Raw genomic sequence first — 14,727 nt, forward strand, 5'->3', positions numbered from 1 at the left:
GCCAACCGCTATCCGTTGTGGTCCACCCCATGCTTATGCATTTCGACCACGCTTATGTGGCGATATTACATCAGTTTGCGGCGCCGTGTCACCTCAATATCGAGGTCGGTGATCTTCTTTCGCAACGTGTTTCGGTTGATCCCGAGCAATTCGGCGCATTTCGCCTGATTGCCCCCGGTGGCAGCGAGGGAAATCTCGATCAGGGGTGTTTCGACTTCACGCAGGATCCGGCTGTACAAACCCGGCGGCGGAAGCATGTCGCCATGAAGATCAAAGTATCGCTGCAGATGGCGCGCCACGGATTCGGTCAGCTTCTCATTGACAGCACCGCTTACCATCGGTTCCGCACCTGTCTGAGGGCCAAGCGCCGCAGCCACGTCCGACTTTCCGATGGCTTCACTACGGGCCGTAAGCGCAAGACGTCGCACGACATTTTCAAGCTGGCGTACATTTCCAGGCCAAGCAAAATGACGCAGAAGCTCACGCGCTTCCTCACTCAACGTCCGGTGGGGTGCCCCCTCATTTTCCGCACGGATCAGGAAGTGTTCGGCCAGAAGGGCAATATCTTCGACCCGTTCCCGCAAGGACGGCACATGAAGCTCGGTGCCGCACAGGCGATAGTACAGGTCCGCGCGCAGCTCACCTGCCTCCATCGCAGGCGAAAGATCCCTTTGGCTGGTCGCCATGAACCTGGGGGAATGATCGCCCGTTGCGTCCATCATCCGAACCACGCGCGCCTGCGCCTCGTCCGGCAGGTCAAGTAGTTCGTCAATCAGCAGCGTGCCGCCCTTGACCTGAGACAGCAGCTTCGAAGGCCCCTCAAGCTCAATCAGATCCGCCGCCGTTGCCGTCACGAACGGCAAGGTCCGCCGGTCAGAAAAGTCGTGAATGGCGCGGGCAATCAATGACTTGCCCGTCCCACTTTCCCCAGTCACCAGAAGGGGCATATCCGTATTCATGACGCGCGCAATCAAACGATAGAGCGCCTGCATCACCTCGGTGCGGCCAACCAGCGGCAGCTCCTCGGGGCGTTCTTCGGCCTCTGCTCGTGGGCTCGCCGGGGCCGTTCGTTTTTCAGAAAGCGCCTTGGCTGTGCGTTTCATCAACTCGGGCAGATCGAACGGCTTGGGCAAATAGTCGTATGCATCGGCTTCGGCCGCCTTGATCGCCGTCATGATGGTGTTCTGTGCGGAGATCACGATCACTGGCAGACCCGGGCGGTCTTCTGCAATTTTCGGCAGCATCTCCAGCCCGTTACCGTCGGGCATCATCACATCCGAGATGACCACATCACCTTTCCCTTCGGCGACCCAGCGCATCAGCGTTGTCAACGACGAGGTCGCATGCACCTTGCACCCCGCGCGTGTCAGTGCCTGCGTTAAGACCGTTCGAATGGTGCGGTCGTCGTCAGCGACCAGAACTGTGCCATCCATGGATTAGCTCTCCTGCGGTTGTGGTGCGCGCGGCTCGCGCGACAATGACAATCTGAAAACCGTATGCCCCGGCTCGGAGCTGACGGAAATCCAGCCGTCGTGGTCTGAAATGATCTTGCTGACCAAGGCCAGCCCAAGCCCTGTGCCATTCTCGCGTCCCGAAACGAACGGGTCGAAAATGTCATCCTTGATGCCTTCAGGTAGGCCCGGCCCGTCGTCGATAATCTCGATCTGAAGCGGCAAAAGCTTCCCAGTGCCATCGCTGCGGCGCAGACGGAACGAATGCTCATAGAAAGTTCGGATGCGGATTTTTCCGCCTTTCTTCCCAGCGGCTTCGGAGGCGTTCTTGAGTAGGTTAAGCACCACCTGCAACAACTGGTCAGCATCCCCCCAGGCTGGCGGGAGCGATGGGTCATACTCTTCGGTGATCACCATATTGGCGCCAAAGCCCAACAGGGCCGACCGCCTGGCCCGATCCAGTACATCGTGCAGGTTAACCGGTTTGAAGTCGGGTGCTGAAAGGTTGCCGAACTGCTCCACCTGCTCCAGAAGCTTTACGATCCTGCGGCTTTCACTGACGATCAGATCCGTCAACTCAAGGTCCTCAGCATTGAGGTTCATACTCAAGAGTTGCGCGGCCCCGGTGATCCCGGCAAGAGGGTTCTTGATTTCATGAGCCAGCATTTCTGCCATGCCAATCGCCGACTGCGCTGCGGATTTTGCAGAATGGTTCTGTGTCATGCGCCCAGCCAGCTCTCGCGGAGATAGCATCAGCAACATCATGCCGTCGTGACCCGAGATCGGGGCAATCTGCACCCCGCATTGAAGTGGCGCGCGCGTCACTGAACCCACATCAATGTCATTGACGAACAGTGGGGTTCCGGCTGCGCGGCTGCGCTGAAAGGCGTCCTCTATCGGAGCCTCGAACCTCAACTTGTCCCAAACACGGCTTCCCTTGAGGGACTTGCACGAGGTGTTCAGAAACCCCTCCGCGGCCGAGTTTGCATCAGCAATCAGGTCATCTTTATCGATCACAAAAGCCGGAATAGGCAGGGACGCCCATATCGCACCATTTTCGATCATGCGGCGGCCTCCTGGTTTCGATTACTCAGCGCAACAGGCAGCAGCTTCAGAACCTGCTGCGGAAGCTTTTCTGTCAGTACAGAGCGACGCAGGCTTGCACAGGTTCCCGCCTCATCCATGTACCAGCCAAGATGTTTGCGCGCGACACGCAGCCCGAGTTCCGCACCATAGAAACTCAACATGGACTCATAGTGACTTGAAACCAAAGAGATTAAGTCACTCCCCTCCGGCACTTCCGGCGCATCTGTTCCCCATAGGCCATGGGCGATCTGCGCCAGCAGCCAGGGACGCCCCTGCGCCCCGCGACCGACCATCACACCATCGGCGCCAGACTGGATCAAAGCCGTTTTCGCACTGTCGAGGTCTACAATGTCGCCATTGGCCAGGACCGGAATGTCGACCGCATCCTTGATCGCTCGGATGGCCGCCCAGTCCGCCGCCCCTTTGTAGAACTGGCAGCGCGTGCGGCCATGTATGGTTACCATCTGGATACCTGCATCCTGCGCCCTGCGAGCGACATCTGCAGCATTGAGCGAATCTTGGTCCCACCCCAGACGGGTCTTTAGGGTGACTGGCACGTCCACTGCTTCCACCACAGCCTCAATCAGCGAAAGCGCGTGATCCGGCGTCTTAAGAAGGGCGGAGCCGGAATAGCCATTGGTCACCTTCTTGGCCGGGCAGCCCATGTTGATATCGATCAATCTTGCCCCGTGGCCTGCCACCTGCCGCGCCGCCTCCGCCATCCAATGCGCTTCGCGACCGGCCAGTTGCACGGCTGTGTTCTCGACATCTGCGCTGAGTTCCGCGCGCTCGCGCACGCCCGGCTTGGCTTGAACCATTTCCTGGCTTGCGACCATCTCACTGACGGTGAGGCCAACCCCGAACGAACGCACAAGATCCCGAAACGGCCGGTCCGTGATTCCGGCCATAGGCGCCAGTGCAATCGGCGGCTGCATTGATGTAGATCCGAGGGTGAAGGACAAGTGCCTAATCCTTGTGCGTTTGAGAGTTTTCTAACCGATGCTAGGGGTATTGGAAATTCAAATGGCCGTTCAGGAACCGGGAATCTAGGGCTGCCGCCTAATTTTTAATCACCTGCGCCTGAGCGATTGCCTCTTGAATTGGCAGGCCATAGATACGCGAAAGACAAGCAAAGGACCACGCATGAGCACTGCCGCACTGATCGTCGCAGCCGGACGCGGAACCCGAGCAGGGGGCGGCCTTCCCAAGCAATGGCGCCCGCTTCTGGGGCGCCGCGTGATCGATTGGACACTGGATGCGTTTGAGCAGGCCGGCATCGACAAAATTGTACTTGTCCTTGCCGAAGATGACACCGACGCCTGGCTCGAATTCTCTGGGCGCCACGGCTTTGTGCTCGCCAGCGGCGGAGACACGCGCGCGGCTTCGGTCCTGAGCGGTCTCAAGGCACTGATGGGTGAGGGAATCACCCGCGTTCTGATCCATGACGCAGCGCGCCCTTGCGTCAGTCGAGATTTGATACTCTCAATCCAGCAAGCGCTTGACGACGCCAAGGCCGCTGCCCCGGCTCTGGCGGTGACAGACGCCTTATGGACCGGCCACAGCGGCCAGGTCACGGGCACGCAAGATCGCACCGGTCTGTTCGCGGCCCAAACGCCACAGGGGTTCCGCTACGAGGAGATCCTTGCGGCCCACCTTGCCCATCCGGGCGATGCCGCAGATGATGTGGAGGTGGCGCGGCAGGCAGGGCTTGGCGTTCGGATCGTTCCAGGCGAGGCAGAGAATATCAAGATCACAGGTCCGCAGGATTTCGCCCGCGCCGAAGCGATCCTGGGCAAGGCCGTCTCAGACAGAGGCAAGAAAGGTAACACCATGGATATCAGGCTTGGTAATGGTTACGACGTGCATCGGTTTGGCAACGGTGACCACGTGGTCCTGTGCGGCGTGCAAATCCCGCACGACAAGGGCCTGCAAGGCCATTCCGATGCAGATGTAGGCATGCATGCGATCACCGATGCGCTGTATGGCGCCTTGGCAGAGGGCGACATTGGCCGTCATTTCCCACCCTCCGATCCGCAATGGAAAGGCGCAGCCAGCGAGATCTTCCTGCAGCACGCAGCCGACCTGGTTCGCAGCATGGGATTTGCAATCTCGAATGTTGATTGCACGCTGATCTGTGAATACCCCAAAATCACGCCGCATTCCGCAAATATGCAGTCAGAGATTGCCCGAATCCTTTGCATTGATGCAGAGCGCGTGTCGATCAAGGCAACCACATCCGAACGGCTCGGCTTTACCGGACGGGGTGAGGGCATCGCCGCGATCGCAACGGCCGCGCTGGTGAAACCATGAGGATCGCAACAGCCATCGGGACCGTCCTTGGGGTCGGTTATCTGCGCCCTGCCCCGGGCACATGGGGATCCCTTGCCGCGTTGCCGCTGGCCTATGGGCTGCATCAATGGGGCGGTTTTCCACTGCTGGCGGCCGCCACGGTGGCCTGTACTCTCGCCGGGCTTTGGGCCGCAGCCGAGATGACCCGCGGACAGGAGGATCTTGATCCCTCCGAATTCGTAATGGACGAAGTCGCCGGACAATTCCTGGCGCTTTGGGCGATATCCTATCCTGCCTGGGCGCATGACATATCCATCACTGCGCTGTGGCCAGGCTGGATCACCGCCTTCGTGTTATTCCGCGTTTTTGATATCTTGAAACCTGGCCCGGTGGGCTGGGCAGATCGCAAAAAGGGTCCTTTTGGTGTCATGATGGATGACGTGATCGCCGGTATTCTCGCTGCGATTGGGGTTGCTCTTCTGGCCGGCTTTTCGCACGGGGTTCTGGGAATATGACTGTGGATGTCGCCGACCTGATCGCAAAGGCTGCGCAGAAAGGCATCACTGTCGCAACTGCCGAAAGCTGTACCGGTGGCATGGTGGCCGCAGCGCTGACGGATATTCCCGGGTCCTCTGCCGTTCTTGATCGGGGGTTTGTCACCTATTCGAACACGGCCAAGACAGAGATGCTTGGCGTCAAGGAAGCCACACTTGACCGTGTCGGCGCTGTTAGTGAAGAGGTCGCCGTGGAAATGGCAGAAGGCGCACGCGCGCGCGCCGGGGTGACAGTGGCCGTTTCCATCACTGGTATAGCCGGTCCGGGTGGATCAGAGCACAAACCGGAAGGCAGGGTATGCTTCGCGCTTGCCGCCGGGAACGTAGAAACACACTCTGAGACCATCGAACTTGGCCCCCTTGGCCGGGACGAAGTCCGAGCGGCCAGCCGGGATCGAGCGCTAGCCTTGCTTTGGGACTACATTTTCAATTCAGACCAATAATAAAGCGAAGCGGGCATTTTCCCGCCTATTTTATGTGCGCTTTGCGTATTGATGTATTTTTTAGCACGGCGCCACCCACTCACGCTTCTTTTTTCACCATTCATCGGATTTGACCGCCTCCAACCAAAAAATCAGAATGGAGGGATCGCAAAATGAACGGAGCTGATACGGCTTGGATCATCGTAGCGACGGCTTTGGTGCTATTTATGACGCTTCCGGGCCTCGCATTGTTCTACGGAGGGCTCGTTCGCGCCCGAAATGTACTCAGCGTCTTTATGCATTGTTATGCAATTGCCTGTCTGATGAGCGTTCTATGGCTGGCATTTGGCTATTCGATTGCCTTTGGCGGTAGCGGTAGCGGGTACTGGGGCGGTCTGGACAAGATGTTCCTTGGAGGCGTCACCGCCGACAGCCTCTCCGGAACCATGCCCGAAGTTCTGTTCTTTGCCTTCCAGATGACCTTTGCCATCATCACGCCCGCGCTGATCGTCGGGGCCTATGTTGAGCGTGTGGGGTTTGCCTTTGTTTTAGCCTTCTCAGGGCTCTGGATGCTGCTGTGCTATGCGCCGGTGGTCCACTGGATCTGGGGCGGAGGCATGCTGTCCGATGGCGGTATCTTTGGCGAAACCGGGGTGCGTGACTTTGCCGGCGGTATCGTGGTGCATGAAACCGCCGGTCTGGCTGCGATCATCATTGCCGTCATCCTTGGCCCGCGCAAGAACCGCACGACCCCTCCGCACAACCCCGGTTATGTGGTGATCGGCGCAGCCATGCTTTGGGTTGGCTGGTTTGGCTTCAATGGTGGCTCGCAACTTGCTGCAGACGGTGGTGCAGCCATGGCACTGACCGTGACGCATATCTCCGCCGCAACCGCATCGCTCACCTGGGCGCTGTGGGAAAAGATCAAATACGGCAAAGCCTCGGTTGTGGGCCTCGTCACCGGCACCATTGCCGGCCTCGCCTCAATCACGCCGGCCAGCGGTTTTGTCGGCCCCGTTGAGGCCCTGATCATCGGTGCCGTTGCGGGCATCCTGTGCCAGGAAGCAGTGAACTTGGTGCGCAATGTCCTCAAGATCGATGACACGCTGGACGTTTTTGCCGTGCACGGTGTCGGCGGCATCTTTGGCACCATCATGATCGCGGTCTTTGGTGCCGGCTCCTGGGCCGCGCAGTTGGGTGGCCTGGCCATCGTCGGTGTTTTTACCGCCGTCGTAACCGTTGTGCTGGTCAAAGTCGTCGCCGCCTTCACCACACTGCGGGTGGATGCTGAAAGCGAAACCAATGGTCTTGATATCTCCGCCCATGGTGAGCGCGCCTACGACATCTCGAGCTAAGGCGAGCGCCAAAGCGAAACAGGAAGGCAGGTCAGCGCAATCTGACCTGCCTTTTTCATGCAAAAAGAGTTGTAAATTCGGCAGCGGACCCCTCCTCCGCCAGAACCGCCCAGGCCTGCTCCGCCGCATCGCGCCCGATCAGTGAGGCCGCCTTGGCGCGCACCCGACGCGTCCGCTCCTCGAGGCTGGCGGGCTGCTGCAGATCGTGACTGGCTTCGCGCCGGTCCCCGTCTTTTTTCAGCAAGGACAACACGGCTTGAGTCTCGCTCAGACTGTCATCGGCCGTGACGTCGATCTGGCCACGCAGATCAACAAGGCGGCGGTCCGCGCAAATGGCATCGCTGTAACTCTCGAGCCGCGCCGTATCGATGCCAAGGGCCTGCATCGCGAGCACCGTTGTATATGAGAACTTGGCGCCAAGGCCGGTATCCGGGGCTGGTTGATTGCACACCGACATCCAGCGCGGATGGGTGCGCACCTCCAGCCGGGCGATCTCGGGCGCGGCAAGATCGAGCTCTAGCCCCGCTTCAAGTGCAGCGTGTAAGCCATGGCAGCAGGCGTGAAATTTGTGGGTGACTGTCTCAAAGCACCACACTTCGCCAAGCTCCGCCAACATCGCGCTGACATTGCTTTCACCATGATGGGTCGCCCCAAAGCCGAAGGGGCCTTCAAGCGCGCTTGGATTGGCTTCAAAGCCAGCGGCTATGAGTTGTGCAGCTTCGACACCGGCGGCGGCGGCAATCCCGGCGTTATAAGGTTTTCCCATGGTGCCAAACTGAGCTTTCAACCCGGAGGCCCGGGTCGCGACCAGCCCGAACGCCCCCGCCATCTGCACCTCGGACAGCTCCAACAGGCGCCCTGCTGCTGCCGTGGCCCCAAATGCGCCCGCGGTTGCAGTTTGATGATAGCCAACCTGGTAGTGGGAGCGCCCCAGCCACAGGCCAATACGGATGGACAGCTCCATTCCGATCAATGCAGCGTCAAGACACTGCTGCAAAGTCTTGCCTTTCCACTGAGCAATCGCAAAGGCGGCTGGAAAGACCGCAACCGAGGGGTGACCGATATGGGCAAAATGCGTGTCGTCATAATCAAGCGCATGGCTGATCGTTCCGTTGACCAGCGCAGCCATACGCACTGGCGCCGCGGTCAAGCCGAAAAGCGTGGCCTGTGCTGCTCCTGCCTCGACCTTCGCAAGATCATGCAGGATTGAGGCGACCGGCTCTGCTGCGCCCGCACGCCCACACGAAAGCCAATCCAGTGCAGAAAGCCGCGCGATCTCAGTTGCAAGCGGGCTGGCCTTGATGGGGCCGCAGGCAAAAGCTGCCAATTTTCCGGTGAACCCGTCGCTCATCTCGCCTCCCGTCGCGCGGGAGCCTTATCCGTAAAGCTCTGCCGCGCGTTTTTCGAATGCGCGCACGATGCGCTGCATTGCTTCGTTGAATACCACGCCGATAATGCCCTGAAGCACCGCGTTCTTGAACTCGAAATCGACAAAAAAGGCCACATCGCAGCCCCCATCTGTACGATCTCTGAAGGACCAGTTGGACTTCATATACCGAAATGGTCCATCCAGATATTCAGTATCGATCTTGTGCTCGCCCGGATACAGCGTCACCCGGCTGCCGAACCGTTCACGGAACACCTTGAAGGAGATCACCAGATCCGCCTCCATCACCTCGGCCGAGCCTTGGGGAGTGCGGCTGCGAATGCGCGCTGCGGCGCACCAGGGTAGGAATTTGTGGTATTCTGCCACATCCGCGACCAGGTCGTACATCTGCTGTGCCGTGTAGGGCATCTGGCGGTTTTCCGAGTGGGTAGGCATGGCTGAGGCAATATTCCTGCTTTGATCGTGCCGCGTCATGTCCTATGAACGCGCGGGAAATTCAAGGGGTCAGCAATGTCACAGCGTCCATATGTCATCGATGTGATGATTTCAGCCAAGGCCATCGCAGCACGCATCGAAGAGCTGTGTGGCGACATCAGTCGTGAATTCGGGGATACTGACAAGCTGGTCGTGGTCGGCCTTTTGCGCGGCAGTTTTGTTTTTATCGCCGATCTCGTGCGGGAGCTGGACCTGCCGATCGAGGTAGATTTCCTTGAGGCTTCTTCCTATGGTGACGCCATGGAAAGCAGCCGAGAAGTTCGTATTCTCAAAGATTTGCGCGGCGCAATTGAAGGGCGCGATGTGCTGGTGGTCGAAGATATTGTCGATACCGGCCACACGCTCAACCACGTGATAAAACTCCTCAAAAGCCGCAAGCCGGCACGCCTCAAGTCTATTGCGCTTTTGGACAAGCCATCGCGCCGGGAGGTCGATTTCCGGTCCGATTGGATTGGGTTTGAGATCCCGGATGAATTTGTCGTGGGCTACGGTATCGATTTTGCCCAGCGCAACAGGAACCTGCCGCATATCGGCAAAGTCCGCTTCGTTGACGAGGCCTAAACGCTAAACGTTGCGTTAGGCAGTATCATTCAGAATGATATCAATCGCGCCCTTGAATGCCGCGATGCCAACTGGAAGGATGGCATCTGGGAAATCATAATCCGGGTTATGTAGCTGCGGAACATCCTCTCCGGCGCCGAGCCAGAACATCCCAGCTTTTGAAACCTTGGCAAATTGTCCAAAATCCTCGGACCAGGGTTGCGGTGTTTTCCACAACTGCGGATGATACCCCTTTGATTTTGAAGCTAGTGCCAAAACCTCAACAACCTCGGGGTGGTTTGTGCATGCATCAAACACATCGTCAAAGGACAGATCGAGTTCCAGCCCTTCATCGGCGCAGACCCGGCGCGCCTCATCGGTCACGGCGGTGATCAGCTCTGACATCCGCTTGTCCGTGACAGTGCGCAGGGTCAGCCAGATTTCTGCCTCTCCGGGCGCGATTCCAAAGGTTGCCTCGCCAAGCCACGCATGGGTCAGAGTGACCAAAGCGTACTCGGGCGTCCGCTCCCCGCCCGGCCCCAAAGCCACAAGGGACGGCATGAGCTTTGTCATGGCCGCCGCCGGGGAGCGCCCATCCTGCGGCGCCGCCGCATGAGAGGCCTTGCCTGTAAGGCGCAACCGCATCCCGCGCGACGCGCAGTTCGCAGGGCCAGTGCAGATGGCTATCTCACCTAGCGCGAGCCCTGGGTAGTTGTGCAGCGCAAAAGAGTATTCCGGTATGATGTTTTTGAATTGCGGATCTGCAATGACTGCTGCTGCGCCTTTACCGGTTTCCTCAGCCGGCTGAAAAAGAAGAACCACCCGTCCGCACCTCGGTCGATGCCGCGAAAGATGCTCTGCGAGCCCGATGACCATGGCCATGTGGCCGTCATGGCCGCACAGATGGCCGCGTCCTACGTGGATGGAGCGATAGGTGGCTGTGGACTGCTCTTCGATTGGCAGACCATCCAGCTCGCATCGGATCAGAACAGTTGGACCGCTATCGGCACCATCAAATACCGCCGCGACGCCATGTCCTCCGAGACCAGTCAACAGATGTTCAGGTTCATATCCGTACAGCTGCTCAGCGATAAAGGCCGCGGTTTTCTCTTCAGCGCCAGAGACTTCGGGGATCTTGTGAAGGTCTTGGCGCAACTGAGTGAGCCGCGCCACCTGTTCTGGCGTCATGCAAGCCCCAGCTTGGCATTGCGGGCCTCACGCAGACGCGCGAAATCATCCCCGGCGTGGTAAGATGATCGCGTCAGTGGTGTTGCCGAAACCATCAGGAAACCCTTGCCATATGCGGCTTTTTCGTAGGAATTAAATTCTTCAGGCGTGACAAACCGGTCCACCGCATGATGTTTTGGGGTCGGCTGCAGATACTGACCGATGGTCAAGAAATCAATGTCAGCTGCCCGCATATCATCCATGACCTGACGCACAGCCTGCTCGTCTTCGCCGAGACCAACCATAATACCGGATTTGGTGAACATCGAAGGGTCCAGCTCTTTCACACGCTGCAACAAACGCAGCGAGTGAAAATACCGCGCCCCTGGCCGGACCTCTGGGTATAGGCCGGGCACGGTCTCAAGGTTGTGATTGAAGACATCGGGACGGGCTTCGACAACGGTTTCAAGGGCTTCCGGGCCACACTTTATGAAATCAGGGGTCAGGATCTCGATGGTTGTCTTCGGGCTGCGATGACGGACGGCGCGAATGGTCTGGGCAAAGTGCTCGGCCCCGCCATCGTCAATATCATCACGATCCACCGAGGTGATTACCACATGATTCAGGCCGAGCTTTTCGACCGCATGGGCCACGCGCCCCGGCTCAAACGCGTCCAGCGCCTCTGGCGGTTTGCCGGTTGCAATGTTGCAGAAGGTGCAGGCGCGCGTGCACACCTCCCCCATGATCATCATGGTGGCATGCCCCTGGCTCCAGCATTCGCCCACATTTGGACAGCCCGCCTCTTCGCACACCGTGACAAGATTGTTTTCCCGCATAATCTTGTGGGTTTCCGCGTAGCCCTTGCCGCCGGGCGCTTTCACGCGAATCCAGCTTGGCTTCTTGGGCTGAGCATTATCGGGGCGGTGCGCCTTTTCCGGGTGGCGCTGCGCGGGGATCTTTAGGTCTCTCACGGGATTTTCCCTTGCGGCAACTGATTGAACTTTGATCTAGCACAGCCGGACCGAGATGACACTGCCATTTCTGCATGGCTGTTTTTCCTTCACAGCAAAGATGCGTGATTACAGAGCTCTATGCCCTGCGATTGCCGCAACCCGCTGCCACGCAACAGTTCGTTTCGCACCTGCGGCATTTGTCGTTGCGCCTTTTGCGGGCCTTTAATATGTCAGCACCCATACCCTAATTCCTCCCTGGAGATATTCATGAAAGCTGGCGTAAAACTGCCCGAAGTGACCTTCCACACACGCGTGCGTGACGAGTCGATCGAAGGTCCGAACCCGTTCCGCTGGGAAGACAAAACCACCGCTGATTATTTCGCGGGCAAACGCGTCGTCCTGTTTTCGCTGCCAGGTGCCTTTACCCCAACCTGTTCTACTTACCAGCTGCCCGGCTTTGAGAAAGGCTTTGCTGATTTCCAGGCTGAAGGCATCGATGCGATCTATTGCATGTCGGTCAACGACAGCTTTGTCATGAACAAGTGGGCCGAAGCGCAGAACCTCGAGAACGTTCAGGTTATCCCCGATGGGTCGGGTGAATTTACCCGCAAGATGGGAATGCTGGTGGCCAAGGACAACCTCGGCTTTGGCGCACGCAGCTGGCGTTATGCTGCCATTGTGAACGACGGCATCGTCGAGGCTTGGTTCGAAGAGCCGGGCCTGTCCGACAACCACCCCGAAGACCCCTATGGAGTATCTTCGCCAGAGACCGTCCTTGCGCACCTGAAGACCGCAAACGCTGAAGTCGCGGCCTGATCGAAGGCCAAATTCCGGGACAGCAGTCAGTTGGTATCTTGGTCTGCTGCCCCGGATGCGGCGTCTATTCCTTCGCTGCCGATCCGGCTGTTCGTAACGATCTGTGTTCCGACTGCTCCAACTACATCGACCAAGTGTTCGAACCAGTCTGTCGCCTCGGTCGTGTCGCGCCGCACCAATCCGATCCGGCGATAAGGTTCAGGCGTCGGGAACCGCTGCACACACAACCCTTCGGCGGCGGCACATTCAGCGCGCATTGCCAACTCCGGCATTAATGTCAGCCCGAAGCCGGCCGCCACCAGTCGTGACAACGTACCCAGAGAACCTGCACCCATATTGATCTCAGGTGTGTTGCGCTGCATACCGCAGATCTCCAGCGCCTGATCGGTCAGGCAGTGACCGTCCTCCAACAGCATCAACTGTTCCGAGTGAAGATCCTGCGGGCGCATCTCTGTGCCTTCCGCATTGATTTGTTCAAGGCGCTTGGCGGAACCGGCAAGGAGGAACCGGTCCTGAAACAGCTCCACCTCAATCAACCCTTGCCCGCCACTGGGTAAGGCCAGGATCGCGGCATCCAGATCGCCGGCTTGAAGACCGGAAAGAACCCTTTCTGTCGTCGCCTCACGAACCTGAATGGACAGCTGTAAATCCGTTGCGCGCAACTTGGCCAGAACGCCCGGCAGCAGATAAGGGGCAAGCGTCGGAATGACACCCAAAGCAAGGCTGCGTTGGCCACTGGTCTGCTCACGCGCCATACGCCCCAGTTGGTCGGCAGCAGACAAAACGATCTCCGCCTGGTGCAAAACCTGACGTCCCAGCGGCGTTAACACCACATCCCGCGCCCTGCGCTCCACCAGTAGCCCACCCATCGCCTCTTCTAGCGCCCGGATTTGTACCGACAACGCCGGTTGGGACACGTGGCACAACTCTGCGGCACGGCCAAAGTTCCGCTGAGCGCACAGCGCCCGAAAATAAGTGAGTTGGCGGAGTGTGAAGTTCATAAGTATTTTCTATGTAAGGGCCGAGATCATTTGATTTGCCATTATGACACGCCGCGGGGTGCCTCACCAGTAACACTCAACCGATCTTTCGCTCTCGCGGCTCTGCCCCATCAACAGTGTCATAATGTGTTTTGAGCTGTTGCAGGGCAATCCGAAGCACAACCTTGCCGGAGCGCGCCGACCATCCAAGTTGCCGCTCGGCTGCTTCCAGTCCTTCCAGGTAACAGCAGCAGCGCAGGGCAATATCGCTAAGTCCCGAGCCCAGAGCCGGCAAGGCTTGTTTGGCGCGACGTTCAGCATCACGCGCACAGGGGCTGGAGCGTTGCAAAGCTTGGCTCGCACCGCAGCTGCGGCTGTCAAAATGACTGGCCGCCTGCGAGAGATGCTGCCCGACCTGTGCAACCTCAAAGTCTTCACGCAGCCGTTTGCCGGCCTGAACCAAATCAGCCGGCAGAAACGGATCCCCGTTCTTGTCAACAAGGCGGGCCAACATATCCAGAGGGGATTCCCCTGCCCCGTAACGTGAGCGGCGCGGACGTAGTTGGTGTTTTGCTTGCTGCATGCCATGGCTCGGAACTGCGCTGCTCTCGCGCCTGCTGCGTGCCTTATTTTCCCGGTCTGCCACAATTCGGGTCAGAGCATTGCGCCCATTTTGCGTGATCTGATACCGACTGAGCCGTCCTGACCGGGTGCACGAGATCCACCCCAATAGAGCCATTGCGCCGGCCAACCCCCTTGGAACAGGGAATTTGACGTCTGCCGCGTCACCCTGCCTGACGACTACAGCATTCTCCATTCCATCGGCGATAGCCAGAACTGCGCCGGGATGCGCCAAGCGGGTCATGACTTCGGCGGATCGGTCTTCGAGCGTGGTTACCGGCTCACCGGCGAAGCGTCCCTCGCCTCTCGGGGTATCATTCCAGCCGGCCAGCTCGGTGAGCATTCCGTCAATCAACGGATCTTCGCGTTGATTCTCGATACGGCGCACCTGACGTAGAATCGTTGAAGGGTGACAACCTGCGCGACGGGCCAGTTTGCGGATGGATTGGCCGGTCTCGGTATGTTCGAGGTAACGCAAGGCATCTTCGGGAACCCAATCCGGCAGCTTCGAGACAGTCAGTGTACACATCATAAAAAGATCCCAATCGTCACTGAGGCGAATACACCACCGGCCGCTCCCGTGGTTGCCCACAGGCACGTCGCAGCCTACT

Annotated in this window: 15 protein-coding genes; 6 read left to right on the forward strand and 9 right to left on the reverse strand. The window is 58.7% G+C overall.

The features are described 5' to 3' along the window. Positions 1-65 precede the first annotated feature (65 nt). The 3 genes from INS80_RS16285 to dusB are packed head-to-tail and all read right to left on the reverse strand — an operon-like array spanning position 66 to position 3,499. Entirely contained in the window at positions 66-1,433 is a 1,368-nt protein-coding gene (locus INS80_RS16285; RefSeq protein WP_192966632.1) for a response regulator, read from the reverse strand. Between the two features lie 3 nt (positions 1,434-1,436). Further along, positions 1,437-2,516: a two-component system sensor histidine kinase NtrB gene (locus tag INS80_RS16290; protein ID WP_192966633.1), complete on the reverse strand. Its 1,080-nt coding sequence runs from the start codon at positions 2,514-2,516 to the stop codon at positions 1,437-1,439. Continuing rightward, positions 2,513-3,499 (reverse strand): tRNA dihydrouridine synthase DusB, encoded by a 987-nt coding sequence (dusB, locus tag INS80_RS16295; RefSeq protein WP_192966634.1) that lies wholly within the window; start codon positions 3,497-3,499, stop codon positions 2,513-2,515. Before dusB ends, INS80_RS16290 begins: the two co-directional genes overlap by 4 nt. A 181-nt stretch (positions 3,500-3,680) precedes the next feature. Between dusB and INS80_RS16300 the strand changes: the two genes are divergently transcribed. The 4 genes from INS80_RS16300 (at position 3,681) to INS80_RS16315 (ending at position 7,157) form a co-directional block, all read left to right on the forward strand. Beyond that, positions 3,681-4,847, forward strand: coding sequence for a bifunctional 2-C-methyl-D-erythritol 4-phosphate cytidylyltransferase/2-C-methyl-D-erythritol 2,4-cyclodiphosphate synthase (locus INS80_RS16300; protein WP_192966635.1), 1,167 nt, complete (start codon positions 3,681-3,683; stop codon positions 4,845-4,847). Next, positions 4,844-5,341, forward strand: coding sequence for a phosphatidylglycerophosphatase A family protein (locus INS80_RS16305; RefSeq protein WP_192966636.1), 498 nt, complete (start codon positions 4,844-4,846; stop codon positions 5,339-5,341). Before INS80_RS16300 ends, INS80_RS16305 begins: the two co-directional genes overlap by 4 nt. Before the next feature lie 2 nt (positions 5,342-5,343). Next, positions 5,344-5,823: a CinA family protein gene (locus tag INS80_RS16310; protein WP_192967314.1), complete on the forward strand. Its 480-nt coding sequence runs from the start codon at positions 5,344-5,346 to the stop codon at positions 5,821-5,823. Positions 5,824-5,975: 152 nt separating this feature from the next. Next, positions 5,976-7,157, forward strand: coding sequence for an ammonium transporter (locus INS80_RS16315; protein ID WP_192966637.1), 1,182 nt, complete (start codon positions 5,976-5,978; stop codon positions 7,155-7,157). A gap of 55 nt (positions 7,158-7,212) precedes the next feature. Here the strand turns inward: INS80_RS16315 and INS80_RS16320 are convergent, their stop codons facing one another. Then, entirely contained in the window at positions 7,213-8,508 is a 1,296-nt protein-coding gene (locus INS80_RS16320; protein ID WP_192966638.1) for an MmgE/PrpD family protein, read from the reverse strand. 24 nt (positions 8,509-8,532) lie between these two features. Beyond that, positions 8,533-8,979 (reverse strand): type II toxin-antitoxin system RatA family toxin, encoded by a 447-nt coding sequence (locus INS80_RS16325; protein ID WP_192966639.1) that lies wholly within the window; start codon positions 8,977-8,979, stop codon positions 8,533-8,535. A 75-nt stretch (positions 8,980-9,054) separates the two neighbouring features. Here INS80_RS16325 and hpt point away from each other — a divergent pair, with 75 nt between their 5' ends. Continuing rightward, the gene (gene hpt, locus INS80_RS16330) at positions 9,055-9,600 is read left to right on the forward strand and encodes a hypoxanthine phosphoribosyltransferase (RefSeq protein WP_192966640.1); all 546 of its coding nucleotides are present in this window, start codon (positions 9,055-9,057) and stop codon (positions 9,598-9,600) included. A 15-nt stretch (positions 9,601-9,615) separates the two neighbouring features. Here the strand turns inward: hpt and INS80_RS16335 are convergent, their stop codons facing one another. Beyond that, positions 9,616-10,767: an amidohydrolase gene (locus INS80_RS16335; RefSeq protein ID WP_192966641.1), complete on the reverse strand. Its 1,152-nt coding sequence runs from the start codon at positions 10,765-10,767 to the stop codon at positions 9,616-9,618. Continuing rightward, positions 10,764-11,717, reverse strand: coding sequence for a lipoyl synthase (gene lipA, locus INS80_RS16340; protein WP_192966642.1), 954 nt, complete (start codon positions 11,715-11,717; stop codon positions 10,764-10,766). The genes INS80_RS16335 and lipA overlap by 4 nt, the downstream gene beginning before the upstream one ends. Positions 11,718-11,966: 249 nt before the next feature. Here lipA and INS80_RS16345 point away from each other — a divergent pair, with 249 nt between their 5' ends. After that, entirely contained in the window at positions 11,967-12,515 is a 549-nt protein-coding gene (locus INS80_RS16345; protein WP_192966643.1) for a peroxiredoxin, read from the forward strand. Between the two features lie 26 nt (positions 12,516-12,541). Here INS80_RS16345 and INS80_RS16350 read toward each other — a convergent pair whose 3' ends face one another. After that, positions 12,542-13,516 carry a LysR substrate-binding domain-containing protein gene (locus tag INS80_RS16350; RefSeq protein WP_192966644.1) on the reverse strand — a complete coding sequence of 325 codons (975 nt, stop codon included), beginning with the start codon at positions 13,514-13,516 and terminating at the stop codon, positions 12,542-12,544. A 76-nt stretch (positions 13,517-13,592) separates the two neighbouring features. Continuing rightward, a complete protein-coding gene (locus tag INS80_RS16355) occupies positions 13,593-14,645 on the reverse strand; it encodes a DUF6456 domain-containing protein (RefSeq protein WP_192966645.1) in 1,053 nt (350 codons plus the stop codon). Between the last annotated feature and the right edge of the window lie 82 nt (positions 14,646-14,727).

The sequence above is a fragment of the Phycobacter azelaicus genome (assembly GCF_014884385.1).
GTDB lineage: Bacteria > Pseudomonadota > Alphaproteobacteria > Rhodobacterales > Rhodobacteraceae > Phycobacter > Phycobacter azelaicus.